This window comes from Mesorhizobium sp. WSM4816 (assembly GCF_055811535.1).
Genome location: NZ_JBVVQR010000020.1, coordinates 84,283 through 108,510 on the forward strand (window position 1 = coordinate 84,283; position 24,228 = coordinate 108,510).

The 24,228-nt window shown below is 62.2% G+C and carries 21 protein-coding genes; 6 read left to right on the forward strand and 15 right to left on the reverse strand.

The window, feature by feature from the left end; translation table 11 throughout:
* Position 1: 1 nt before the first annotated feature.
* The 6 genes from AC0L3H_RS20795 to AC0L3H_RS20820 all read right to left on the reverse strand — a co-directional run bounded on the left by AC0L3H_RS20795 (position 2) and on the right by AC0L3H_RS20820 (position 5,902).
* Positions 2–406 (reverse strand): cytochrome C oxidase subunit IV family protein, encoded by a 405-nt coding sequence (locus AC0L3H_RS20795; RefSeq protein WP_023802547.1) that lies wholly within the window; start codon positions 404–406, stop codon positions 2–4.
* Positions 407–437: 31 nt separating this feature from the next.
* On the reverse strand, positions 438–1,160 hold the full coding sequence (locus tag AC0L3H_RS20800) for a heme-copper oxidase subunit III family protein (RefSeq protein ID WP_473586742.1): 723 nt from the start codon (positions 1,158–1,160) through the stop codon (positions 438–440).
* A gap of 13 nt (positions 1,161–1,173) precedes the next feature.
* The gene (locus AC0L3H_RS20805; protein WP_287240594.1) at positions 1,174–1,878 is read right to left on the reverse strand and encodes a cytochrome c oxidase subunit 3; all 705 of its coding nucleotides are present in this window, start codon (positions 1,876–1,878) and stop codon (positions 1,174–1,176) included.
* On the reverse strand, positions 1,875–3,644 hold the full coding sequence (ctaD, locus tag AC0L3H_RS20810; RefSeq protein ID WP_023802544.1) for a cytochrome c oxidase subunit I: 1,770 nt from the start codon (positions 3,642–3,644) through the stop codon (positions 1,875–1,877). The genes AC0L3H_RS20805 and ctaD overlap by 4 nt, the downstream gene beginning before the upstream one ends.
* A gap of 89 nt (positions 3,645–3,733) precedes the next feature.
* Positions 3,734–4,549 (reverse strand): cytochrome c oxidase subunit II, encoded by an 816-nt coding sequence (gene coxB, locus AC0L3H_RS20815; protein WP_473512692.1) that lies wholly within the window; start codon positions 4,547–4,549, stop codon positions 3,734–3,736.
* A gap of 444 nt (positions 4,550–4,993) precedes the next feature.
* The gene (locus AC0L3H_RS20820) at positions 4,994–5,902 is read right to left on the reverse strand and encodes a LysR family transcriptional regulator (RefSeq protein WP_473586743.1); all 909 of its coding nucleotides are present in this window, start codon (positions 5,900–5,902) and stop codon (positions 4,994–4,996) included.
* A 147-nt stretch (positions 5,903–6,049) separates the two neighbouring features.
* Between AC0L3H_RS20820 and AC0L3H_RS20825 the strand changes: the two genes are divergently transcribed.
* Positions 6,050–7,498: an MFS transporter gene (locus tag AC0L3H_RS20825; protein ID WP_473586751.1), complete on the forward strand. Its 1,449-nt coding sequence runs from the start codon at positions 6,050–6,052 to the stop codon at positions 7,496–7,498.
* Positions 7,499–7,543: 45 nt separating this feature from the next.
* Here the strand turns inward: AC0L3H_RS20825 and radC are convergent, their stop codons facing one another.
* Both radC and map read right to left on the reverse strand, forming a co-directional pair.
* Positions 7,544–8,308, reverse strand: coding sequence for a RadC family protein (radC, locus tag AC0L3H_RS20830; protein WP_023802539.1), 765 nt, complete (start codon positions 8,306–8,308; stop codon positions 7,544–7,546).
* 49 nt (positions 8,309–8,357) lie between these two features.
* On the reverse strand, positions 8,358–9,185 hold the full coding sequence (map, locus tag AC0L3H_RS20835; RefSeq protein WP_473586744.1) for a type I methionyl aminopeptidase: 828 nt from the start codon (positions 9,183–9,185) through the stop codon (positions 8,358–8,360).
* 301 nt (positions 9,186–9,486) lie between these two features.
* On the opposite strand from map, the gene AC0L3H_RS20840 reads away from it, so the two are divergent.
* Both AC0L3H_RS20840 and AC0L3H_RS20845 read left to right on the forward strand, forming a co-directional pair.
* Positions 9,487–9,783, forward strand: coding sequence for a DUF982 domain-containing protein (locus tag AC0L3H_RS20840; protein ID WP_473586745.1), 297 nt, complete (start codon positions 9,487–9,489; stop codon positions 9,781–9,783).
* 109 nt (positions 9,784–9,892) lie between these two features.
* The gene (locus AC0L3H_RS20845) at positions 9,893–10,552 is read left to right on the forward strand and encodes a DUF2161 domain-containing phosphodiesterase (protein WP_236388755.1); all 660 of its coding nucleotides are present in this window, start codon (positions 9,893–9,895) and stop codon (positions 10,550–10,552) included.
* A 58-nt stretch (positions 10,553–10,610) separates the two neighbouring features.
* Here the strand turns inward: AC0L3H_RS20845 and AC0L3H_RS20850 are convergent, their stop codons facing one another.
* The 3 genes from AC0L3H_RS20850 to AC0L3H_RS20860 are packed head-to-tail and all read right to left on the reverse strand — an operon-like array spanning position 10,611 to position 15,556.
* Positions 10,611–12,299 (reverse strand): GNAT family N-acetyltransferase, encoded by a 1,689-nt coding sequence (locus tag AC0L3H_RS20850; RefSeq protein WP_473586746.1) that lies wholly within the window; start codon positions 12,297–12,299, stop codon positions 10,611–10,613.
* A gap of 21 nt (positions 12,300–12,320) precedes the next feature.
* Positions 12,321–13,658, reverse strand: a complete 1,338-nt coding sequence (locus AC0L3H_RS20855) for an HlyD family type I secretion periplasmic adaptor subunit (protein WP_473490345.1) — start codon at positions 13,656–13,658, stop codon at positions 12,321–12,323.
* A 14-nt stretch (positions 13,659–13,672) separates the two neighbouring features.
* The gene (locus tag AC0L3H_RS20860) at positions 13,673–15,556 is read right to left on the reverse strand and encodes a type I secretion system permease/ATPase (RefSeq protein ID WP_473515827.1); all 1,884 of its coding nucleotides are present in this window, start codon (positions 15,554–15,556) and stop codon (positions 13,673–13,675) included.
* Here AC0L3H_RS20860 and AC0L3H_RS20865 point away from each other — a divergent pair.
* On the forward strand, positions 15,546–16,097 hold the full coding sequence (locus AC0L3H_RS20865; protein ID WP_473586754.1) for a hypothetical protein: 552 nt from the start codon (positions 15,546–15,548) through the stop codon (positions 16,095–16,097). The genes AC0L3H_RS20860 and AC0L3H_RS20865 overlap by 11 nt on opposite strands.
* 624 nt (positions 16,098–16,721) lie before the next feature.
* Here the strand turns inward: AC0L3H_RS20865 and AC0L3H_RS20870 are convergent.
* Together AC0L3H_RS20870 and AC0L3H_RS20875 are read right to left on the reverse strand one after the other, a co-directional pair.
* Positions 16,722–18,725, reverse strand: a complete 2,004-nt coding sequence (locus tag AC0L3H_RS20870) for a type I secretion protein (RefSeq protein WP_473586752.1) — start codon at positions 18,723–18,725, stop codon at positions 16,722–16,724.
* Between the two features lie 146 nt (positions 18,726–18,871).
* On the reverse strand, positions 18,872–20,950 hold the full coding sequence (locus AC0L3H_RS20875; RefSeq protein WP_473586747.1) for a hypothetical protein: 2,079 nt from the start codon (positions 20,948–20,950) through the stop codon (positions 18,872–18,874).
* Positions 20,951–21,611: 661 nt separating this feature from the next.
* On the opposite strand from AC0L3H_RS20875, the gene AC0L3H_RS20880 reads away from it, so the two are divergent.
* Together AC0L3H_RS20880 and AC0L3H_RS20885 are read left to right on the forward strand one after the other, a co-directional pair.
* The gene (locus AC0L3H_RS20880) at positions 21,612–22,322 is read left to right on the forward strand and encodes a helix-turn-helix transcriptional regulator (RefSeq protein WP_473490343.1); all 711 of its coding nucleotides are present in this window, start codon (positions 21,612–21,614) and stop codon (positions 22,320–22,322) included.
* An 8-nt stretch (positions 22,323–22,330) separates the two neighbouring features.
* Positions 22,331–22,813, forward strand: a complete 483-nt coding sequence (locus AC0L3H_RS20885; protein WP_027156248.1) for a hypothetical protein — start codon at positions 22,331–22,333, stop codon at positions 22,811–22,813.
* A 205-nt stretch (positions 22,814–23,018) separates the two neighbouring features.
* On the opposite strand, the gene AC0L3H_RS20890 is transcribed toward AC0L3H_RS20885, so the two are convergent.
* Complete coding sequence (locus tag AC0L3H_RS20890; protein WP_473586753.1) at positions 23,019–23,546, reverse strand: transglutaminase-like cysteine peptidase; 528 nt, start codon at positions 23,544–23,546, stop codon at positions 23,019–23,021.
* Positions 23,547–23,818: 272 nt separating this feature from the next.
* A partial coding sequence (locus AC0L3H_RS20895) for a hypothetical protein (protein ID WP_473586748.1) occupies positions 23,819–24,228 on the reverse strand: 410 nt, incomplete at its 5' end.

Sequence of the window (24,228 nt, forward strand, 5' to 3'; positions counted from 1 at the left end):
GTCAGGGCTCGGCCCCAAAAAACAGCATCCGGGTGAGAAGCGTGTACTCCGATTCGAAGACCATCATTGCCACGAACACCAGCACCAGGATCGGCGGCAATATGATCGCATAGGTCAGCGCCAGCCGCTCCCAGGCCATGTGCATGAAGACCGCGACGATCAGCCCGGCCTTGAGCATCATGAAGATCAGGATCAGCGACCATCTGAGATAGCCGTGGAGGCCGACATAGTCGACCAGATAGGAGCAGGCGCTGAGGATGAACAGCCATGCCCAGACCACCAGATAGAGCCTGATCGGGTGCTCCTGATGGACCTCCGCAGGGGCAATGCCTGCTGCTGCCGCATCATGCGCTTGCGTTCCGTGCAGCGTATGTTGCCCCAGACCGTTTGCGGTTGCTTCAGCCATATCTGCCTCTCACCAAAGCCATGTCTGCCTCTCACCAAAGATAGAAGAATGCGAAAATGAACACCCAGACCAGGTCGACGAAATGCCAGTAGAGTCCCATGATCTCGACGTGCTCGTAGCTGCCCCTGCGGCTGGTGAAGAACCCGGGCCGGCCGGTTTCGTAATCTCCGCGCCAGACCTTTCGCGCCACGATGATCAGGAAGATCACCCCGAACGTCACATGGGTGCCGTGAAAGCCGGTGATCATGAAGAAGGATGACCCGAACTGCGCCGCACCCCACGGATTGCCCCAGGGCCGTACCCCCTCGGAGATCAGCTTGGTCCATTCGAAGGCCTGCATGCCGACGAAGGTTGCGCCGAGCGCTGCGGTCAAAAGCATCAGGATCGCCGTCTTGCGGCGGTCGTGGCGGTAGCCGAAATTCACCGCCATGGCCATCGTTCCGCTGCTCGAGATCAGCACGAAGGTCATGATGGCGATAAGGATCAGTGGAATATTCGAGCCGCCGATATGAAGGGCAAAGACCTCGCTCGGATTGGGCCACGGCACTCGGGTGGACATGCGCGCGGTCATGTAGGAGAGCAGGAAGCAGCCGAAGACGAAGGTGTCGCTGAGCAGGAAGATCCACATCATGGCCTTGCCCCAGGACACGTTCTTGAACGCGCGCTGATCCGAGGACCAGTCGGCGGCGACGCCTTGCAAGCCAGCCGGCCGCGCCTGTGCTTGGCTGGTATGCGTCACTGTCGTGTCTGCCATCCGTCCGGCCCTCCTAGGTCAGCAGCTGTCGGCAAATTTCGATAAAAGTCGCGGCCCAGCCGGCCAGAAGTGCAAAAATGGCGAGCCAGACGAAAAGCAGGAAATGCCAGTACATGGCGCACAGTTCGACGCTGAGGCGAAGCCGCTCCGGCCGTGCTCCGTTCCAGGCGCCGGCAGTTGTTCTGCCCAGGCCCACCAGCCCGCCCAGTATGTGCAGCCCATGCATCCCGGTTATCAGGTAGAAAAAACTGTTGGCCGGATTGGCGGTCAGCAAGTAGCCGTCGGCGGTCAGTTCCCGCCAGGCCGCAAGCTGTCCGACCAGGAAGGCAAGCGCGGTGAGCCCAGCCGTGACGAGGCCGAGCCTGACCGCGTCGATCTCGCCCCGGCGCGCAGCGACCGAGGCGCATTGCAGCGCGATGCTGCTCAGGACCAGCACGCCGGTGTTGAACCAGAGCACGCGCGGCAGCGGCAGCGCCTGCCAGTCGGACAGCGCCATGCGCATGAAGTAGGCGCTGGTGAAAAGCGCAAACAGGCAGCCGACGACGGCGAGGAAGACGCCGAGGCCGATCTTGGCGGTCGGCAGCGCCGATCCTTCCGGGCCTATAATGTCCCCGATCAAACCTTGCTCGAGCCATGGCTTGGCCATCAGCCGCTGATGGGAGAGCCACCATCCGACAAAGCCGACGATGACGAGGAGGAAGACCAGAATGACGCTCATGCCGGCTCCCTGGAGGATCCGAAGGAGCCCGGCATGTTTTGCGGGATAAAGTCCTCCTTGGCGCCCGGGACGCTGTAGTCATAGGCCCAGCGATAGACGATCGGCAGTTCCTTGCCGAAATTGCCATGGGCGGGCGGTGTTTCCGACGTCTGCCATTCGAGCGTCGTGGCGCGCCATGGATTGCCGCCGGCCTCGCGGCCATGGCGGATGCTCCAGATCAGATTGAACAGGAACACGATTTGGGCAAAGCCGACGAGGAACGCCATGATGCTGATGAACGCGTTCAGATCGTGGGCCGACTCGGTCATCACCGTCGTGGCGGTCAGTTCGTTGTAGCGGCGCGGCACGCCCATCAGGCCGATGTAGTGCATGGGAAAGAAAATCAGATAGGCCCCGAGGAAGGTGACCCAGAAATGGAACTGGCCCATGGCCTCGTTCAGCATCCGGCCAGTGACCTTCGGGTACCAGTGATAGATCGCCCCCAAGATCACGAGGATCGGGGCAACGCCCATGACCATATGGAAATGGGCAACGACGAACATCGTGTCCGATAGCGGAACGTCGACGACGACGTTGCCGAGAAACAGTCCGGTCAGCCCGCCATTGACGAAGGTGACGATGAAGGCCAGGGCAAAAAGCATCGGCACGGTGAGGTGGATGTCGCCGCGCCACAATGTCAGCACCCAATTGTAGACCTTGATCGCGGTCGGGACGGCAATGATCAATGTCGTGGTGGCGAAGAAGAAGCCGAAATAGGGATGCATGCCGCTGACATACATGTGGTGCGCCCAGACCACGAAGCTCAGCGCGCCGATGCCGACGATGGCCCAGACCATCATCCGGTAGCCGAAGATGTTCTTGCGCGCATGGGTGCTGATCAGGTCGGACACGATGCCGAAGGCCGGCAGCGCCACGATGTAGACCTCGGGGTGGCCGAAGAACCAGAACAGATGCTGGAACAGGATCGGGCTGCCGCCGCCGTGCTGCAGTTGTTCGCCCATCTCGACGATGGCCGGCATGAAGAAGCTGGTGCCGAGCGCACGGTCGAACAGCATCATCACGCAGGCGACAAACAGCGCCGGGAAGGCGAGCAGCGCCATGACTGTCGCGGTGAAGATACCCCAGACGGTCAGCGGCAGGCGCATCAGCGTCATGCCGCGTGTGCGGGCCTGCAGCACCGTCACGACGTAGTTCAAGCCGCCCATGGTGAAGCCGATGATGAACAGGATCAGCGAGACGAGCATCAGGATGATGCCCCAGTCCTGGCCGCCTGGTGTGCCGGTCATGATCGCCTGCGGCGGGTAGAGCGTCCAGCCGGCGCCGGTCGGTCCGCCGGGCGCAAAGAAGCTCGACACCAAAACCAGCACGGCGAGCAGGTAGATCCAGTAGCTCAGCATGTTGACATAGGGAAAGACCATGTCGCGCGCGCCGACCATCAGCGGGATCAGGTAGTTGCCGAATCCGCCCAGGAACAGTGCCGTGAGCAGGTAGATCACCATGATCATGCCGTGCATGGTGATGAACTGGTAGTAGGCTTCCGGGGTGATGAAGTCGAAGGTGCCGGGGAAGCCGAGCTGCAGCCGCATCATCCAGGACAGCACCAGCGCCACCATGCCGATTGCCGTCGCCGTCGCCGAATACTGGATGGCGATGACCTTGGCGTCCTGCGAAAAGACGTACTTCGTCCACCAGCTATGCGGATGGTAGAGTTCCATCTCCGCGACTTCGGCCGGCGGTACCCCATCTGCAGGTGTGACATCGACCATATAGGAACACCTCCGTGTCCTTTTCGGCCAGGCTCGACAGTTTCGAGCCGTGCCGCAATTTCAACCCAAATCGCCGTCTTTGCCGGCGTCTACTCTGCCGAGCCCACCTGCTGGGGGGCCGACAATTGCGCAAAAGTCTGCTGTTCGCCGAGCCACGCCAGATAGTCTTCCGGCGTGTCGACCATCACCACGCCATTCATCAACGGGTGCCCCTGGCCACAAAGCTCGGCACACAGGACCTGAAAAGTTCCGGTCTTGGTCGGGGTGAACCAGAAATAGGTGACCGAGCCCGGGATCATGTCCATCTTGGCGCGGAATTCCGGCACGTAGAAATCGTGCAGCACATCGATCGAGCGGAGCAGCATCTTGACCGGCTTGCCGACCGGCAGATGCAGATCGGCGGCTTCGACGACGACATCGTCCTGGCCGTTGGCGTCACTGGAGTCTACGCCGAGAGGATTTTCAGGGCTGACGTTGCGGGTGTCGGACGTGCCGAGCTTGCCGTCCTTGCCGGGCAAGCGGAAACTCCACTGCCATTGCTGGCCGACGACTTCGACCTCGGTTGCGTCGCTTGGGACGCTGACGAACTGGTTCCAGACGAACAGGCCGGGAACCAGCATGGCGGTGACGCCGATTGCGGTGACGATCGTCAGCCACCATTCGAGCCGCTTGTTCTCGGGTTCGTATGCAGCCTGGTTGCCCTCCCGGTGACGGAAGCGGAAGACGCAATAAGCCATGAATAGGACGACGGCGGCGAAGACGACGCCGGTGATCCAGAAGGTGATGATGATGGTGTTGTCGATATAGTCCCAATTAGAGGCAATCGGCGTCCACCACCATGGGCTCAGGAAGTGGAACAACACTGAGCCCACAACTACCAAAACGAGTACAAGCGCTATGGCCATATCCCGTTCCTCCCGGCATTCCAAGGGCGCGAAGCCGTCCCAGGAAATGCCAAATGCATCATAGCTCGATTTCCGGTCGAAATTCTAGTGCGGTCTTCCCGTCAGACGAAAACGCAATGGCGATGATGTGGAAGAACCCAAGAAGAAGAAGGCTGCGGCGAAGAAAAAACCTGCCGGGGCACCGAACAACACGGCGTCCTGCCGGATCGTGAAAGGCCGCCGGCTCGCGGGGGAGGAGGCTGGTTCGGGATTGTGCCGACGAGATCAGGCGATTGGTTTCCGCCAGACCGGCTCCTGCTGTCCTGGCGATTCGGCTGCTGTCGGGGCGAGGCGAGGCCGTTTTCGACCTAACCGGGTTCAGCGAGGCGGTCGGTCGGAATCGCCGGCACCTGCAACATAGAGTTGCTGTGATCGAATCAGCAACGCTCCCTTGACCGCTACGCTTTAAGAGATCCAGTGGGCTTTTCCGGTGCAAACGTCTCGAACGCAGCCGCGCAGCCACCGGTGCGCCGGATCGGCATCCAGCCGCGGGTGCCACAAAAGTGAGACCGCGATTTCCGGCAGGGGAACCGGCAGAGGGAACCAGAACATTCCATCGCGCAGGTTTCCCGTATAGCGTTCGGGAACGCTGGCGATCAGGTCTGAGGCACGCGCCAGAGCCAGAGCTTCCGAAAAGCCGCTGACGACCGTCACGATCTCCCGTTTCAACCCTATCGGCGCAAGGGCATCGTCGATCGGTCCCCTGTCGAGTCCGCGACGGGAGATGAGGATGTGCCGGCCGGCTGCGTAGCGGGCAGGGGTCATCGTGACCTCGCACAATGGATGTCCCATCCGCACGACGCCGACGAAACGATCACGGAACAGCGCTTGCGCGCGCATCTCCGGTCCCGTGGCCTTTCCGACAACGCCGGTTTCCAGGTCTACGCTACCGTCGCGCAGAGGCGTGCTGTCCTTGTCCGGCTTCAGCACAAAACGCAGCCGCACGCCCGGTGCTTGTTCGCCGACGCGCGCAATGAGATCCGGCCCGAAATTCTCGACAAAGCCATCCCTGTTTCTAAGCGTGAAGGTCCGCTCAAGCCGTTTCAGGTCGAGCATCTCGACAGGACGCAAAACGGCTTCGGCGTTCTGCACAAGCTGACCGACGCGCTCGCGGAGCTCGAGGGCCCGAGGTGTCGGAACGAGGCCGCGTCCGGCCCTGACCAGCAGCGGATCGCCCGTCGTCTCACGCAATCGCGCCAGCGCCCGGCTCATCGCCGACGGGCTCAGCCGCAGCCTTCTGGCGGCGCGCGCCACGCTGCCTTCCGTCAACAACACGTCAAGCGTGACAAGCAGATTGAGGTCGGGATGCGACATATGATGATCGTAGCATGGCCGGAACGATCTGACATGTCGTCAAACGCAATGATTACGTGCAAATGATGCGCCTTCCGCCATCTCCAGCAAAGGACTACCTGTCTGCCAGCTCCGTTTCGGGAGTCGCGCCAGAAAACGGAGTTCATGTTGAAGCCAATCGATGCAGGACGGGCAGTCGCCGAAAATCCAGAACGGGCACCTGCGGTTCGCTGGGCGCTCGCCAGCCTTTCGCTATCGATGTTGCTGTCCTCGCTCGGCATCAGCATCGCCAATGTCGCCTTGCCGACGTTGACGCAGGCGTTCGACGCCTCGTTCCAGGAGGTCCAGTGGATCGTGCTGGCTTACCTCCTCGCCATCACCACCCTGATCGTCAGCGTCGGGCGACTGGGTGACATCACCGGTCGCCGGCGGCTGCTGCTGGCCGGGCTGTTCCTGTTTACGGTGGCCTCGGTCCTGTGTGGCGTTGCGCCGACGCTCTGGCTGCTGATTGCAGCCCGGGCGGCCCAGGGCTTGGCGGCGGCCATCATGATGACCCTGACCATGGCTTTTGTCGGTGAGACGGTGCCGAAGGCAAGGACCGGCAGCGCCATGGGGCTGCTCGGAACGATGTCGGCGATCGGCACCGCTCTCGGTCCCTCGCTCGGCGGTCTGCTGATTGCCGGAGCCGGTTGGCGGGCGATCTTCCTCGTCAACGTGCCACTGGGCTTGCTGGCATTTTGTCTCGCCTACCGCTATCTGCCGGCTGATCGCCGGGAGCCGAAGACGGATCGGGCCGGCTTCGACGTTGTCGGCACGCTGCTGCTTGCCCTGACGCTTGGCGCCTATGCGCTCGCGATGACGATCGGGCGTGGCAGTTTTGGTCAGCTCAACCTGGCTCTATTCGTGGCTGCAGTCTTCGCGGCCGGTTTGTTTGTGCTTGTCGAGGCGAGAGTGGCGTCGCCTTTGATCCGATTGGCCGCTTTCGGCAATACGACGTTGAGCGCGAGCCTCGCCATGAGCGCGCTCGTGGCGACGGTGATGATGGCGACATTGGTGGTCGGGCCGTTCTATCTGTCTCGTGCGCTCGGGCTCGACGCCGCTGTTGTTGGCATCGTCATGTCGGTCGGTCCGCTTGTCGCCGCGCTGACAGGTGTGCCGGCTGGTCGCATAGCCGACCGTTTTGGCGCTGGGCGCATGACCATCATTGGGCTTATCGCGATAGCCGCCGGTTGCTTCATTCTATCCGTGATGCCGGCAATATCGGGCATCCCTGGCTACATCGCCCCGATCGCCGTCATCACATCTGGCTATGCGCTGTTTCAAACGGCAAACAACACCGCTGTCATGTCGGATATCCGCCCGGACCAGCGGGGCGTCATTTCCGGCTTGCTCAATTTGTCGCGCAATCTCGGGCTCATCACCGGCGCATCCGTCATGGGCGCTGTGTTCGCATTCGCCTCAGAGGCCATCGACATCGCAACGGCGCGGCCCGACGCCGTCGCGACCGGTATGCGGATCACGTTTGCAGTCGCGGCAATACTGATCATCGTCGCGCTCGTCGTTGCGGTCGGAGGCCGCGTTCTCGCGGCACGCCCGTCGCTGCCTGGCGTGTCATGACTCGAGACCGGACGCTTTGGGGCCGATGCTTGTCCAAACAGGGCGTCAGATCAGCAGCAGGCCCTTCATGCTGGCATGACCCTTCTTGCCGATGATGATGTGATCGTGGACGGCGATGCCGAGCGGTTTGGCCGTCTCGATGACCAGCTTGGTCATCTCGATGTCGGCGCGCGACGGCGTCGGGTCGCCTGACGGATGATTATGCGCCAGAATGATCGCGGTGGCGGAGAGTTCGAGCGCCCGCTTGACCACTTCGCGCGGATAGACCGGCGTGTGGTCGACGGTGCCGACCTGCTGCACCTCGTCGGCGATCAGCGCGTTCTTCTTGTCGAGAAACAGGATACGGAACTGCTCGCGCTCCTCGAAGGCCATGACCGACCGGCAGTATCCGAGAACCTGCGTCCAGGACGACAGGACCTCGCGGCCCTTGATCTCGCTACGCGCCGCGCGTTGGGCGGCCGCGGCAACGATCTTCAGATCGAGTGCCACTGCCGGACCGATACCGCTGACCTCCTCAAGCCGTGCGACGGGGGCGCCAAGCACCTCGGCCAGCGTGCCGAAGCGTGCCAGCAATGCCTTGGCGACGGGCTTGGTGTCGGCGCGGGGGATCAGGCGAAACAGCAAGAGCTCCAGCAATTCGTAGTCGGGGAGGGCGTCGGAACCGGCCGCAAACCGTTGGCGCAAGCGGTCGCGATGGCCGAGATAGTGCGGCTTTTCGGGCGACTTATCGACCGAATTGGCTTTCGCGAGCGGTTTTATCGGTGTTTCGGGAAAGAAGATCCGTTCGTCATCGTCGCTGGTCTTTCCCATAGGCCGCCTGCATTTTCTTGACCGGAAAGATCCGGCCCTCGCGCAAACACTATGCTGGCAGGCCGCGGCGGTCGAGGTTTTTTGGCGACAGCGTGAAAATCTCGCATCCGGTCTCGGTGACGCCGATCGTGTGCTCGTACTGCGCCGACAGCGAGCGGTCGCGTGTCACCGCCGTCCAGCCATCCGACAGCACTTTTACGTGCGGCCGGCCGAGATTGATCATCGGTTCGACGGTGAAGATCATGCCCGGCCGCATCTCGACGCCCTCGCTGGCGCTGCCATAGTGCAGGATGTTCGGCGCATCGTGAAAGAGCTGGCCGACGCCGTGGCCGCAGAAATCGCGCACCACCGAGCAGCGCTCGGCTTCGGCATAGGTCTGGATGGCGGCGCCGATGGCGCCGGTGCGGGCGCCGGGCCTGATCGCGGCGATGCCGCGCATCAGGCATTCATGCGTGACCTCGAGCAGGCGCTCGGCGGCGCGCTTGATCGTGCCCACCGGATACATGCGCGAGGAATCGCCATGCCAGCCGTCGAGGATGTAAGTGACATCGATGTTGACGATGTCGCCGTCCTTCAACGGCTTGCTGTCGGGGATGCCATGGCAGACGACGTGGTTGATCGAGGTGCAGGACGACTTGGTGTAGCCGCGATAGTTGAGCGTCGCCGGCAATGCGCCGTGATCCATGCCGAACTCGAAGACGAAGCGGTCGATGGTTTCGGTGGTGACGCCCGGCGCGACGATCGACACCAGTTCGTCGAGGCAGCGCGCGGTGAGATCGCAGGCCTTGCGCATGCCGGCAAAGCCTTCTTCGCCATAGAGGCGGATCTGGCCGGTGTTTCTGAGCGGTGCCGTGGCGGCGTCGAGATAGGTGACCATTGTGTCCGTCTTGCCGGGTGAAAGGGCTTCTGTTGAGCCCGCGAGAAAAGTCCCCCAGATTTGGCACCGGACGGCGCCAGGTTCAAGGACGAACTGCCGGCGATTGGGCTCAAGCCGGCGATATTCATGCTTTGCGGCTTCATCTTGTGCGTGTTCGGCCCCATGCCGGGCCGTTCGTCCGCACTGACGACATATTTTGTGAGCAAGAAGTTTCTGGGCAAGAAGCGGAGCCTGAGCGGAAAGCTGGTCAAAGCAACTTTTTGCGGCGAGTGGCGTTGCTGCGCGTTCTGGAGAGATAGGAATGGACAGATTGCAATTCGAGGTGCCGGTGCGCATCACGACCGCGCCTGGCCTGCCGGTCGAGGAAATATACAGCGTCGAACAGGCGCTGGATTTCCTGCAAGGCTGGCCGGTTCGCCGCCAGGGCCCAGTCTATCAGGCTGCGTTCAACGCCTGCTTCGGCGCCACCGTCGACCTGGTCGAGACCGAGGCGGCTTGCCGGGCGTTCATGGCATTCTGCCGGGTGAGCCGCCTGCTGGCCAGGGATATGATGGTTCCGCGCAAGCGCGGAGGCGAGGCGAGGAGGCTGAGGGCTTAACGCCGAGCGGGCAAGTCCCAGCAAATTGCGTGATGCATAGCTTGCCCTCGGTGGTAACGCCTGTCGGTGATGCTGTGCCAACCAGCCACGAATCGGCTATGCCTGCGGCATGCAGGAAACGTCTCTTTACATGCCGGTGAAGCGGTTTCTTGAGAGTCTGGACTTCACTGTCAAAGGCGAGGTTGGCGGCTGCGACGTTGTTGGACTGCGTGACGGCGAGCCGCCCGTGCTCGTCATCTGCGAATTGAAGCTGCAGTTCAACCTCGAACTCATTCTTCAAGGTGTTGACCGTGCTGCGTCATGCGATGAGGTCTGGCTCGCGGCGAGGATGTCAAGTCGAGGCAAGGGCCGCGAGCACGATCGCCGGTTCCGTGCGCTGTGCCGGCGGCTCGGCTTCGGCCTTCTCGGGGTTGGCTCCGCCGGCAACGTCGAATTGCTGCTCAGTCCGGCCGCCTTGCCGCCCCGGCGAGACCCGAGGCGAAGATCGCGCCTGGTGGACGAGCATCGGCGCCGGCGCGGCGACCCTGTAGTCGGCGGCGGCTCGCGTACGCCGGTCATGACCGCTTACCGGCAGGACGCGCTGGCCTGCGCCGCTGCCATGGTCGACGGCCCAAAACGCCCGCGCGATCTGAAAACCATTTCGCCACGCGCCGCCAATATCCTGCTTCACAATGTCTATGGCTGGTTCGCTAGGGCCGAGCGCGGCGTCTATGCGCTTACCGACGTTGGCCGTGCTGCGCTACAGCGCTGGCCTCAATCGGCTTCATGACGAGGCAGCACGAGTCGTTTGAGCGACTTGCAGCGGCAGGCAGGCAACGACGCCCTCGTCAAGCCACGGAAGAGGTGGAGCGGCTTGCGGTTGCCGGCCGCGCAACCGTGAGAAGAGTCGTCAGCCCCAGCGGCAATGACGGCTGGATGACGGGCTTCTCGCGCTCGGGTTTCTTTAGAATGTAGGGCGCCTTGGCTGTCCTCAGCTGCTGCAATTGTCGCCGGGCCTTGGCGCGCAGGGCGGTTTCCGCGGGGGCGGGCGATCCATTCTCAAGGACCAGAGTGAAAGCCTGGGCCGCCTCATCCGTCCGCTGCAGGGCGAGAAGGCTGCGGCCCAGGGCATAACGCGCTAGAATGAGGCCTGGATTGAGGTCCGTTGCTCGCCCAAACGACTCGATGGCTGCGGAGTGGGCGTTTAGCGACTGCTGCGCAATGCCCAGGCAAAGCCAGGCGTTTACAGATTGCGGCGACATCGCTGCAAGCGCGCCGAAGCATTCCGCAGCCTGACGGTGATCGCCCTTGGTGCCCAGAACGTGACCGAGCCCGTACAGGGCCTGATCATGCGTCGGCTCGGTGTTCAGGATCTGGCGATAGATGTTTTCGGCCTGGATGATCCAACCCTTCTTGTGGAGGCCGGCCGCCTGCTGCAACGCGCCGACCAAGGATCGCCTGTCCAACTGGTCGCCAAGGTTCCGGCCGGTTTTGGTCCGCACAAGAGTGCAGTTGAGGACGGTTTCGTGGGTGCCGAAGGAATATTTGTAAGGTTCGTTGCCGCGCAGGAAATCATATGTCCGGAAACCGTTCTCTATCGCGCGGCGGATGCAATAACCGTGCAGGACCAGTCCCGACGGCAGCATGTCGGCCGTCTCGTCGCGCCCGACCATGTGGAACAGCATGCTCTTCTTGACCGGATCGAGGAAGATCGCGAGAGCGCTCAAGGGCCGGTCGCCGTGCCAAAGTACAGGCACAAACAGCGTGCCCCGTTCGAAAGCTTGCCTGAACAGCGATCGGTTGCTCTTGACCAGGCCGGGAACGAGATTCCCCTTTCGCGGCGTCCACTTGATGCGCCAGAACTCGAGCAGGATGTCGATATCGCGCTCGATGGTAGCGGCGTCGGCATGCGTTATGCGAAACTCGTCAGAGTTCTCCAGCTTCCGGAGAAATCTCCGCATCTTTTGGCGGGTGTTGGCGCTGAGATTGTGCAGAAGATAATCTTCCCATGAGGACGGGAGGTCGATCGCCGGGCATATGCAGTTGTCAACATTGTCAACCTGGTTGACGCGCCGCATCCGACGCATCGTCAGCCGATTGTCGGAAAGCTGCTCCATCAGCCAGCCTGTCCTGCGTTCCGACATCCGCAGGTTTTCCAGATGCAGGCTGGCCCAATGCATCGTCTTCAGATGCTTGGCGAAAACCGCGATTGCCCGGTAGGCGTATTCCGGCGCGCAGAGGATGCCGGTATAATCGGCTGCAAGGTTCCCCCCCATATACACATCATGGTAGATTTCGCCGGTTTTTTTCCTCATGCTGGTGCGCAGCCGGAGCGGCAGAAGCGCGACATAGGGAGAGCCCGGCGGCCCCTTGCGTGCCGCCAAAATGAACCATTCACCGTCGAAGCGTCGAAGATAGTGGGAAAGAAAGTCCCACGAGACGAAGAAATGCGCGTCGGGATCCCTGGCGTAGAGGTCGTCCCAGTTGTCGCGAAGCCCGTTCAGTTCTTCCGGGCGTGTCAAGACGTCGATCTGCATACTTACCCCCCGCCTCTACGGTCAGCGCTCATTAAATGCCCTAGCCATGCTGTCTTTGATCGGCTTGGACAGGTAGCTGAAAAAGGTCCGCTCCGCCGTCTGGATGAGAATTTCAGCGGGCATGCCTGGCGTCGGAACAAATCCAGGCACGCGAGCCAGTTCGCTGACTGGCAGGTTGACGCGCGCCAAATAGACCTCCTTTGCGGTCGGACCGGAAGCGTCGGGGAGCGAGTCGGCAGAGACGTAGTAGACTTCGCCGTTCAGAACCGGCGTCGTGCGCGCGTTGAGCGCGACCAGCCGTACCGTCGCCTTTTGTCCGACCTTGACATTGTCGATCTCGGTGCGAGGCACCTGCGCTTCTATGATAAGCGGCACATTCGCCGGCAAGATCTCCATGATGCTCTTGCCGCTCTCGATCACGCCGCCGGACGTGTGGTAGAATAACCGCACGACAGTGCCCGAAACCGGCGCATTGATCGTCGCTCGGCGCAGCACGTTTTGCGCCTCGCGGGACTGTTCACGGATGCTGTCCAGTTCGGTTTCAACGCCCTCGAGCTCGTCGAGCGCCGCCTGGCGGTAGGCGTTTTCTGTCTGCCGCATCTCCTGTTCGTGCTTGACGACCTGGGCGCCGGTCTCGGATATCTCGGCTGAGAGCCGCCCCATCTGCCCTTCGGCATCTGCTATGGCGCGCTGAATCGCCTTGATCTCGGTCGCGCGGATCAATCCTTGGTCAAGCAGGGTCTTCTTGCCGGTATACTCCTCGCGTAGCAGACCGAGCTGTATCGTGACCGCTTTCAGCAACTGCTCATAACCGCCCGCCCGGAACTTCAGGGCGCCGATGTTCTGGTCGAGCAATCGGATCTCGCTGCTCATTTTGGTGCGCGAGCCCTCGAAGTTGAGACGCTGGCTATGCACGATCGAAGCAATTTCCGGGTCGTCGCGATTTTCGGTTATTGTGGCCGGGAACTCTATAGTCTCCGCCCCGTGCACCTCGGCGGTCAAGCGCGCCACGATCGCTTCAAGGCGCGCCTGGCGGAAGAACAACTGCCGTTCCTTTGCCCGCGCGGCCGTTTCGTCGAGCAGCACCAAAGGCTGATTGGTTACGACATGGTCGCCTTCGCTAACCAGAAGCTGCTTGATGATACCCCCTTCGAGGTGCTGGATGATCTTGTTCTGCCCAGTGGCCACGAAGCTTCCTTGCGCGACGATCGCGGCTGCGAGCGGTGCCGTGAATGCCCAGGTGCCAAATCCGCCGAAGGTGACGGCCATCAGCAGCAATCCGGCGGTCGTCTGCTTCCAAATGGAACGCGGAACGGCGCCATACCATTGAGCGTCTTCGATCTTGGCTATTTCCTTCACGGCCGCTCTCTCTCTCATTTGACCTGAATATTGGCAAAATGGCCGCCATCGAGGCTCATGCCGCGCGCCGCCAAAGCCTGGAGCACGTCCTGACGCAGCCCGAAAAGAGCCACGGTGCCGTTGACGAGCACCAGGATCTTATCCACGGTCTGCAGCAAAGCAGGCCGCTGCGTGATCGTCACCATCGTGATCTTTTGCTCTTTGGCTTGCTGTAGAGCGCGCGACAAAGCCAACTCGCCAGCGGTGTCGAGGTTCGAATTCGGCTCGTCGAGGACCACCAGTTTCGGGCTGCCGAAAAAGGCGCGCGCCAGAGCGATACGCTGCTTCTGCCCGCCAGAAAGCGGCGCGCCATCGGCGGCGACAAAGGTCTCGTAGCCATGCGGGAGCGAGGCGATCAGTTCGTGCACGTCGGCCAGCTTGGCGGCTTCGTAAATTGCGCCATCGTCGACGTCTTCGCGCATTCTGGCGATGTTCGCCTTGATCGACCCCGGGAAAAGCTGCACGTCCTGGGGAAGGTAGCCGATGCTTTCACCAAATTGCCGCTGATCCCAGTTCCGCAGGTCCATCAGGTCGAGCCGCACGCTTCCCGAAGTTGGAAGGATCGAGCCGACGAGCATTTTGCCCAGGGTCGTTTTACCGGCGCCCGAATTGCCGATGATCGCCAGCGAGTCTCCGGCCTCCAGCCCAAAGCCGATGCCATTGAGCACGACACGTTTGGTTCCTTGCGGCACGAACAGCAGCCGCTCGACATCGAGGCGCCCTTCCGGACGCGGCAGCTTCAGGCGTTCGAAGTTCAGGGGGGATTCCTTCAGCAGCGCACTGATGCGGCCAAAGGCGGCGCGTGACTGCACAACCTGGTTCCACCCTTCAATCGCACCCTCGATCGGGCCAAGTGCGCGACCGGCAATGATTGACGCGGCGATGACCATGCCGCCGGTGACCGAGCCTTCGATGGCCAGATAGGCGCCCCAGCCGAGCATTATGACCTGAGTCAGCAGCCGGACGCCCTTGGAAAGAGAAGCAAAGGCTATGTTTCGGTCCTGGGCTATGACCTGCCATCTGAGCGAGTTGCCGGTATCCTTGCCCCAGATCCACACGGCTTCCGGGATCATCGCGAGCGCGTTGATGATCTGCGAGTTGCGCGACATCGAATCGACGTGGAGGTTGGCTTTGGTTTGGCTTGTGTTGGCCTCGCCGAACGGCTTGGCGGTTGCGCGCTGGTTGGCGAGCGTGATGGCCAGCAGCAGCAGCGCCGTCGCCACGACGATGAAGCCGAGGTCGGGGTGGATCAGGAATATCGCCAGCATGAACAACGGGGCCATCGGCGCATCGAGAAGAGACAGCAACGTGGCGGACACCAGAAACGTGCGCAGCTGCTGAAGATCCCCCAGCGTCTGATATTCGCGCCCATTGCTGTGCAGTGAAGCCCTGGCGGCTGCGCTGAGGATTGGTCCGCCCAGTTGGGCGGCGACCTCGACCGCTGTGCGCATGAGGATGAAGCGCCGGATGGCGTCAAAAACCGACTGCAGGATGACTGCGCCGACGATCACGATCGTCAGCATCACCAGGGTGTCGACCGAGCGGCTCGTCAGCACGCGATCCGAAATCTGGAAGAGGTAGACAGGTATCGCCAGCACCAGCACGTTGGTCGCGATCGTGAAGATCATCACTGCGATGAGGTTCTTCTTGACCGCGCGAAGGCCGGCCGTGAGGCTTGCCGAGAGATCGACCGGGCCGAGACGCTTGTGGAATGCGCCGCCGCCGCCGCCATTGCCGCCGCCACCGCCGCCCCCCTTGCCGGTTCCGGTCGGGCCGCCGCCGCCAGGCACTTCCCGGGCAAGCAAGGGACCGCGGTCGCCCTCGATTGTCACGCCGGGCAGAACCGGCTTGTTCTTCATCTCCTGCGTGGGCGGCTCTACTCGCGCGCTCGGCTCGTGCTGCTTGCCGGGCGCGTCCTTCGGAGCGTTGGGCGTCTTGCGTTCCAATATTTCCGGCTCCGGCTTGCGCGCCGGTTCTTCCTTTGGCGGTACGGCGCGCTGGGCCGGCTCGGAGATCCGAGGGCCTGGTGGCCGGATCTCCTGCGTGGGCGGCCCTACTCGCGCGCTCGGCTGGTCCTGCTTGCCGGGCGCGTCCTTCGGCGCGTTCGGCATCTTCCGTTCCAGCATTTCCTCCTCGGGCTTGCGCGCCGGCTCTTCCTTTGGTGATACGCCGCGCTGGGCCGGCTCGGAAATCCGAGGGCTCGGTGGCCGCATCTCCTGCGTGGGCGGCTCGCCTCCTCGCGCGCTCGGCTGGTCTTGCTTGCCGGGCGCGTCCTTCGGTGCGTTCGGCGTCTTGCGTTCCAATATTTCCGGCTCGGGCCTGCGCGCCGGCTCTTCCTTTGGTGATGCGGCGCGCTGGGCCGGTTCGGAAATCCGAGGGCTCGGTGGCCGGATCTCCTGAGTGGGCGGCTCGCCTACTCGCGCGCTCGGCTGGTCCTGATTGCCAGGTGCGTCCTTCGGTGCGTTCGGCGTCTTGCGTTCCAGCATTTCCGGCTCGGGCTTGCGCGCCGGCTCTTCCTTTGGTGATACGGCACGCTGAGCCGGCTCGGAGATCCCAGGGCTCGGTGGCCGGATGGGGTCGGGGCCTCTTATGCTGTCTGCGGCTGGAGCAATGGGCGTGGCCGACGGCGGAGCCGAAGGCGCTTTTGCTTGCGGGGAGGGTGGTTGCACCTCGCGTTGCTGAGCGCTTCTAGCACCAGGTAAAGGCGCGGTGGAAGGGCGCGCTTGTTCGGTGCCCTTGGCCTGTTCGGTGACCTTGGCTGGCGTCGCGTCGCGAAGCGATGTTGGCGTTTCGGTTGGCCGGGCGTCCACTATGCGCCACAATTCGGCAACGACATCGTCCAGTTTTTCCACCGAACGATCGACCGCCCTGCTGTGACGAAACCAAGTCTGTGCGATCGGCTCGGCGGCGCTTCGCCCGACTGCTTCGCCGCCGTCATCCGGCCGATCCCATTCTGGTTCCTGGGCGAAAGCGCGCCCGGTTTGATCGCGATCTTCGGTCATTGCTGCCACCCCGGTTCGAAAATCACGCGAGAACGCTTTGCATCGGATCGGAATAGGTCTCAGGCACGAGCGAGGGATACGCCACGTTTTGAGAGGCTTCCGGCGCCAGCATGTCGTCATCGAGGAAAGCGACCGCTTCATTCACCAGCACGTCGGGATTCTGGCCGCCAAGATCGGGGCCGGTGGAAATCAGCTCCGCCTGGATGAGGATCTCGTCCGAATAGATGCCGCCGCCGACATAGGTCTTGCCGGTGGAATCCACGTCGGCAATGTAGGCATAATTGACCAGCGAGTTGGTTCCCGTTGAAATTGTCCAGTCCGCCTCCGGATGCGCCAGCGCATTCATGGCCAATGCTACCTGATCGCTGTCGCCAAGAATGGTGGTCTGTTTGATGTATTGCAGATTGAGGATGTCGCCGGAGATGTAGAGCACGCGAATCGCCCCGATGCCCGCGAATGCGCCATCGTTCAGTATGTCGGAAAGGTCAGCTTTGCCGTTTTGCAGGCTTTCACACGCCTTGCGATAAGCTTCAGACATCGCCTCGAAGCGATCGCCGGCGCCGTAACTGACGATGTTGGCCTGGTTCCAAAGCAGATTGTCGCTGGTGGAGGCCGCGCCTTCGCCGGTTGTCTGGAAACCATCGACCGCGCCGATCAGGTCGTTGTCCAGGAGCACGTTCAACTGATGGATGATGTTGGCGTCATAAATGTTTCCGCCGACGACGATCAGGTCGTAATTGAAGCCCAGTTCGTCCAGCGAAATGTCGTTGGCCGCCGTGTTGGCGCCGGCTGTCACCAGCGTCTTGACTCCCGATGACGACAGGACGGAAACGTCATTGTCCATCATGAAGGTGTATTGCTGGATCCAGTTCATGATGAGCAGGTCGCCTTCGACCTCGGTGACAACCCAGTGCTTGGGGAAGTCACCCTGCTTGGCCTGCGACGCCGCAGCTTCCGCCGACGGATCGATGCGCTTGAACATCGCGATATTGAAGCCTTGGGTCGGATCGGTGGCGTTCAGGCTCCAACCGTTGACGGAGGAACTGACGAGGTCGCTGTCGCACGAGACGTTGATCTGAATGATCGCGTTGAGCTCGACATGGTCGCCCATCACGGCGCAAACCGGCGACTGCAGCCAATTGTTGGCCATCGCCACGCTGTTGACGAGGAGATTGCCGCCGGCTTCCAGCTCGACCGAAACATCGATGTCGATGCTTCCGGACCCAGGCGTGTAGGAGGGTTGCTCGGGCTCTTCTTCCTCTTCCTCCTCCTCCTCCTCGGCTCGACGGTGCTTCTCCGGGAGGTGATCGTCGAGCTTGGGCGCTTCGTCCACGGACTGCCCATTGACGTAAGTGCCTTCGATGACGTCTGCCTTGACGACGAAAACATCGGCTTCGCCATCCGTTTCCTCCGGATAGCCGTTGAGCCGTTCGCCGGCTGTCTTGATGACAGCCACTATCTCCTCGGACGAACCCGGCATTTCCAGATCGTCGATCGGCGACAGATCCGCCGCCGCGCCCAGCAAGGTCGCCATTTCGGCAGCATGGTCCGCTGCTGCGGGAGAGAATTTCAGGCCATGTCCGCCAGCGCCTGTATAGTCGTTGTCGGAGAGCCGAACCTCCTGATTGATAAGGACCGCCACCGAGCCAGGGGGCTCGATATGGGGCAGGATCAGGCGTGAAGGCGCACTCCCCATCGGGTACGCTTCCTGGGGAAGCAGGAAACCTGGATAGGCGACGTCCGGCTGCGGGATCGCAGGGATGTCTGGAGGAACGAATTGGAAATCCGACCAGGGTGTCGACAGGACAAGTTTTGGTGGAACTGGCGAATACTCGATGGAAGGAACGAAATCCTTCAAAGTGTATCCTGCGTCGACGTTGACCGTTTGACTGGCAAGCTCCGGCGTTTCTTCCTCGACCGCCTGGGCCGCCTTGAATTCGTCATAGGCTTTCCTGAGACGGGCTTGCTCCAGCGTGATTTCAAAGAGTCCCACAAAGTGGCTGATCGCCTCGGTGATCTTGTCCATATACACGGAAGTTTCCTCCGGTTTTCGAGATCATCCGCGCCCTTGCCGGGTCGCGCTTCTCTTCTCTGGTTCAAAGGACTGCGCAGGGTTTTCCCCCGCGCAGTCCCTTTTTGCAGGTCCCGCCGTTGCGAGACCTGCCATGCCAGTTATGCCGCGTCGTCTTCGCCTACCAGCGAGCTGGTGAGGTTGCCGCCCACTACAGTCATGTCGACCGAGTGGCCTTGCAGGTTGGCGCCCATCACGATCTGCTGGTTGAAGCCGTTCATGTCGATGGTGCCATTGGCGTTGGCCTGGCTTATGGCTTCAATGTGCTGGTCGTGGCCGATATTCGACCCCCAGCTGCCGCCGTCGCCGCCAGCGCCAGCCGCGCCGCCGGTCGCAGTCGCTGCGCCGCCGTTGCCGCCAGCGCCGCCCGTGGCGTCGCCGCTCCAGGCATAGCCACCGTCCGCTCCGTCAGCCCAAGCGCCGCTGAGAGCAACCGCGCCCGTTCCACCGGTCGCCGTCGAAGCGCCGCCAGTCGCATCGCCGCCAGTCGCGTCGCCGTTCGTGGCCGCACCGCTGGTGGCTGCGCCACCGGTGTTGACGTTGCTGGCCAGGCCGCTGCCGGCGCCGCCGCTGCCGGCTCCGCCGGTTGCGTCGCCGCTCGTGCCAGCCCCACCCGCGCCGCTGGTTCCACTGCCGCCGGCGCCGCCGACGCCAGAGCCAGAACCAGAGCCAGTGCCAGTGCCAGAGCCAGCGCCGCCGGTCGAGTTTGCGCCGCCGCCAGTCGAGGTTGCAGCGCCGCCATCGACATCGGCGAAATTGCCGGCATTCGCGCCGCCGCCGCCGCCACCGCCGCCACCGCCGCCACCGCCGCCGGTGTTACCGGCATCGGTGTCGCCATTCGCGGCGATCGGGATAGCTACGGCGACGTTGTCATCCTTAGACGACCAGGCATCGCTGTCGCTGCCAGCTTCGGCATCGTCCATCAGCGCCAGGGCGACAGGTACCGCGGTCGAGTCGCCGCCGCGTCCGCCATTGCCGCCGTTGCCGCCGTCGCCGCCCTTGGCGTCGGCAAAGCCAAGCGCACCAGCGTCGCCGCCCTTGGCGTCGGCATCGCCGCCTTCGGCCTTGGAGTCGCCGCCGACGCCAACGCCCAGGCCGAGGCCCAGGCCGAGCCCGACGCCGTCGCCGCCGTCGCCGCCCTTGGCGTCGCCGCTGTCGCCGCCATCGGCTTCGCCGCTGTCGCCGTAGCCGCCCTTGCCGTCACCGCCGAGGCCTGCGCCGACTGCTATGCCGGTCGCGTCGCCGCCCTTGGCGTCGCCGCTAACCGCGATCGGCACGGCGTCGCCGCCATTGGCGTTGCCGCCGTCGGACTTGGCGTCCGCGGAGCCGACGACAATCGGCACGCTTACGGCCACGCCGCCGCCCTTGGCGTCGCCGCCCTTGGCGTCGCCGCTATCGGCATCGCCGCCCTTGGCGCCGAAGCCGCCCAAAGCGACCGAATCGCCGGCATGGCCGCCGTCGCCGCCGGCATCAATGCCTTCCTCGGACTTGGCGTAGCCACCCTTGGCGTCGCCCTTGTTGCCGAAGTAGCCATCATTCTTGACCGTCGCGCTGCCGAGATAGTCGTTGTCCTTCATGTCGCCGGTCTGGTTGATGATGGTGGCGCTGTGGCCATTGCCGGCACCGGCAAACGCACCGTTCAGGACGTCCGAGAAGCTGACGTCATCGCCCGGATCGAAGCTGATGTCGCCGTCGCGGCTGAACATCATGACGCCGCCGAGGCCGACAGCCACGTGGTCGAGGTCAGCGAAATCGTCGTCCGACTTTCCGTCCGACGACGCGTGGGCGCTAACACTGGCTTTAACGTCGGTGTGGTTGGTGTTGGAGTTGGAGTTGTTGTTGTTGTTGTTGCTATTGTTGCTGTTGTTGTTGCTGCTCGAATTGCTATTGTTGTTGTTGTTGTTACTGGTCGAATTGGCCGTAGCGTCAGCGTCGCCAATGCCGATGCCAGCTCCGATACCCACGCCTACGCCAACGCCGACACCGGTGGAGTCAGCGTCGCTCTTGGAGTCAGCGTCGGATTTTGCATCGGCATCGGATTTGGCGTCGGCGTAGGCGTCGCTCTTGGCGTCGGCGCTGGCGTCGCTCTTGGAGTCAGCGTCGGATTTTGCATCGGCTTCGGCATCGGCGACGTCGCCGATGAACTGCCAACCGGTGTTATTGTTGGTGCGAGTAGTCATTGTCGTTCCCTCGGTTAGGGGCCGCGACAACCGAACCACATTCATTCTGACGTGGTCTTGGGCTGCTCGCGGCCGTTAAGTTTTCATGTGGTTGGTTTTGGATCGCCTGCGCCTAGGGGACTAAGGCCGGAGATCCGGTCATCGTCTGTTTGTACGGCGTCACCTCCCTTTGACGGGGGAGCGAGGCAGCCAGGTTGCGCACGAGTTTCCGCCTGCGCCGCCCAACGGTGCGGTCGCTCGCTGCTCTCGTGACTCTCTGGATGTTCCCCAAGCTCCCAATTCGGAACATTGGAAGTCTGTGACCGTCAGCCGTAAATTGTAAGCTGATAGTTGGAGCTAGCCCGTTTGGGACGAACTGCTCGCCATGAAGGGTTAAATCCTGGACGGTGACTAGGTCGGCAGCAATCGTGAATCGCGGACAGTTGCGCGCCGCGCCGCTGCCAGCACGGGTTGCCCCAGCAATTGCCTAGCTCGTCAGGACTATATTTTTCCGCCTATTTTTGAGTTAGGAAGTCGTTAACGTGTGTCGTCCGGGTTAGGGGTTCCCGGCCTTTTGTGAGTGTTAGTAGACAGGTGGGCCATGAATGGGGTGGATGGGGTGGAGGCGAGCGGACGAGGTCGAGCTGATACAGCCGATAGAGAATCCTGGGCCCGACGAACCTTGCTGTTCATCGCCCCTGACGACACGATCTCCGATAGCCTGGTGCATGCCGTCGAAAGGGAATTTCCGTGGATCGGGGCTGAGCGCGTTCGCGACCTGTCCGCCACTTGGGCTGCGTTCGATCCTTCGGTTTCCCTTATTCTGATCGATGCGGTGTTTCTGAGCGAGATCGATTCCTGTTCCGCCCAGCTGGCCCGCTTCCACCCGGCAGCCATGACCGCTGTGATGCAGGACGACGGCAGGAGGCCACTTTCCCCCGATGAAGTCTTTGCGTCGCGAGTGGTGCGCGGCGTGCTTCCCATGAACCTGAAGCTGGATGTGTGGCTTTCCGTGATCAGGCTCATGCTGCGCGGAGGCGAGTATTTTCCCTTGGCCATGTTCCAGCCGTACCTGAACAACGGCATCCCGCATGGCGACGCGAAGGAAGCGAAGCCCGCCATCAAACGGCAAGCCGCACTCGAGGAGTCAGGCCAGCTGACATGTCGGGAGAGTCAGATCCTGGAGATGGCGTCGCAGGGACTGCAGAACAAAACCATAGCGGCCGCACTTCGCCTTTCCGAACACACCGTCAAAATTCACATGCACAACATCATCAACAAGCTGGGCGCCCACAACAGGACTGAAGCCGCAGCCCTTTTTCATGCCAGACGGGTTGCGGCCGCCGGAATGGTCCCCGGTGCGGATCGCCCGGTGATCTCAACTCTCACGTGAGCAGGTCGATGCCACGCTTCCAGGAGATTTTACTGCTTGTTGGTCAATTGAACTACACATGGACCAACACGGAAAGCTTGCTGATTTACCTGATTGCGGGTCTGGCGAAAGTAGACAAGGAGACTGCGATCGTCATTTTCCTGACGCTGAACACCACGCGTGCACGGATCGAGCTGGTCGAGCGGTTGGCGAAGATGGCGGGAACACCGGTTGAATGCCGACGCCAGGTCCTGGAGATTGCCAGCCAGCTTACCCGGCAGGGAAAGCTGCGCAACAAATACAGCCACTGCATCTATTCGTTCGACGAAACGGGAACGCACGCGAGCACGCAACTAATGCGCATCTTCGACAGCAAGGATGCAATCAAATATGGGAAGATCGAGGAGCTCGACGATTCCGAGATGAAGCGGATCAGCGCCTCCATCCAGGCGATCAGCGCAATCAACAAGGATATTTGGCGGGTCGTCGAAAGCAATTCCTTTCCGCATTGAATTGCTTGCCCTGTGATGCCGCGCATCGAGGTTGACGTGGGCCACGATCAGGCCGCCGTGACCTCTGCCTGTACGCATTATCGCGCAGAGCCGGTGACGGTAGCTCCCAACCGCCGGGCTGAGGACGCCAGATCGAAGATAGATCTGGTTTGCGCCCCGGGGAATCGGCGAGTGAAATCGGCGCCGGGCGATCAAGGCACGGGTGTCAGGTTCTTATCCGCGTCCACTTGCCGTTTTCGGACTGGGACTGCCGAGCGAAATAACGGTACGAGGTCCGTGACCAATTCCTGATCGCGCCCGTCCTGTTGTCCAGCACCAGATCGCCCTGGTTCGTCCGCACCGTCAGGACCGTATGACCTGCGCCGCCAAGCGTCGCAACGGTCAGCAACATGGCGGATGCGGGCCACCCGCGTTTCAACAACTCAGCTTTCTTGAGGATGGCGAAATCCTCGCAATCGCCTTCGCCGGTCGGCAAGCCCCAGACGTCGGCTCGGCCTGCGGAGTCTCTGTCGCCTCTCTCCTTGATGCGGCGATTGACCGACTTGTTCACGCTCGCAAGTTCCGCTTCCAGCCTCGGCGTGAGTTCGACCGCTTTGACCTTGCCGCGGGTGCTGCAGAGCGCCGGATTGCTGGCGCAGAATTTGTAGAAGGCGGCCGGTGCAAAGGCGTAGCCTTGCGTGGCCATCTTCGTTGCTGTTCCGGTTGTTTGATTGCTGCAGCCGGCCAACAAAATAGCCGCCGCGAGAAGCGCCGCTGAACGAATCACTGAGTGTCCCCTTTTGGTGGGTCGCCATAATCCTTATGGGGATTGGTAAATCAATCCTGAGAATCGCGATTGCGCAGGAACAAATTGTTTGCCATACTTAACAAAGTGTTACCGATGGTCGGTAATATTGACCCTTTCGCGCAACCAAGGGGACGGGAGCGCCTTTTTTTCCCTCAAGGAGGAAGAAAATGCACCTGTACCCTGACGTCTCAAGCACGATTCTAAGAATACTGCTCCTTTCATCCGCTGCCTTCACGGTGGCAATGATCACACCGGCCACCGCACAGCAGAGTCAACGTCCTCGGCTTGCGGCTGCACAGTGCCAACCTCTCACTGAAGCCAATTTCGCGCTTTGCTGTATTGCAGCCAACCGCACCAGCATTCTTTCCGCCGCGCAAATCGACATGTGCCCGCCGGTTACCACGGCCCTTATCACCGCCGCCTTGAACGATGGCGGCGATGGTGACGGCGGCAATGGCGGCGGCAGCGGCGGCGGCGGCAATGGCGGCGACGGCGATGGTGACGGCGACGGCGATGGCGACGGTGACGGCGACGGCGATGGTGACGGCGACGGCGATGGTGACGGCGACGGCGGCAATGGCGGCGGCGGCGGCATTGGCGGCGGCGGCGGCGGCGGCGGCGGCGGCAG

What these genes read in the sequence shown, in the direction of transcription:
- AC0L3H_RS20800 (WP_473586742.1), bottom strand. Translation starts at nt 1,160, where the DNA reads ATGGCAGACACGACAGTGACGCATACCAGCCAAGCACAGGCGCGGCCG.
- coxB (WP_473512692.1), bottom strand. Translation starts at nt 4,549, where the DNA reads ATGGCCATAGCGCTTGTACTCGTTTTGGTAGTTGTGGGCTCAGTGTTG.
- AC0L3H_RS20805 (WP_287240594.1), bottom strand. Translation starts at nt 1,878, where the DNA reads ATGAGCGTCATTCTGGTCTTCCTCCTCGTCATCGTCGGCTTTGTCGGA.
- AC0L3H_RS20795 (WP_023802547.1), bottom strand. Translation starts at nt 406, where the DNA reads ATGGCTGAAGCAACCGCAAACGGTCTGGGGCAACATACGCTGCACGGA.
- radC (WP_023802539.1), bottom strand. Translation starts at nt 8,308, where the DNA reads ATGGGAAAGACCAGCGACGATGACGAACGGATCTTCTTTCCCGAAACA.
- AC0L3H_RS20870 (WP_473586752.1), bottom strand. Translation starts at nt 18,725, where the DNA reads ATGGACAAGATCACCGAGGCGATCAGCCACTTTGTGGGACTCTTTGAA.
- AC0L3H_RS20885 (WP_027156248.1), top strand. Translation starts at nt 22,331, where the DNA reads ATGCCACGCTTCCAGGAGATTTTACTGCTTGTTGGTCAATTGAACTAC.
- map (WP_473586744.1), bottom strand. Translation starts at nt 9,185, where the DNA reads ATGGTCACCTATCTCGACGCCGCCACGGCACCGCTCAGAAACACCGGC.
- AC0L3H_RS20860 (WP_473515827.1), bottom strand. Translation starts at nt 15,556, where the DNA reads ATGAAGAACAAGCCGGTTCTGCCCGGCGTGACAATCGAGGGCGACCGC.
- ctaD (WP_023802544.1), bottom strand. Translation starts at nt 3,644, where the DNA reads ATGGTCGATGTCACACCTGCAGATGGGGTACCGCCGGCCGAAGTCGCG.
- AC0L3H_RS20845 (WP_236388755.1), top strand. Translation starts at nt 9,893, where the DNA reads ATGCAGGAAACGTCTCTTTACATGCCGGTGAAGCGGTTTCTTGAGAGT.
- AC0L3H_RS20840 (WP_473586745.1), top strand. Translation starts at nt 9,487, where the DNA reads ATGGACAGATTGCAATTCGAGGTGCCGGTGCGCATCACGACCGCGCCT.
- AC0L3H_RS20850 (WP_473586746.1), bottom strand. Translation starts at nt 12,299, where the DNA reads ATGCAGATCGACGTCTTGACACGCCCGGAAGAACTGAACGGGCTTCGC.
- AC0L3H_RS20875 (WP_473586747.1), bottom strand. Translation starts at nt 20,950, where the DNA reads ATGACTACTCGCACCAACAATAACACCGGTTGGCAGTTCATCGGCGAC.
- AC0L3H_RS20820 (WP_473586743.1), bottom strand. Translation starts at nt 5,902, where the DNA reads ATGTCGCATCCCGACCTCAATCTGCTTGTCACGCTTGACGTGTTGTTG.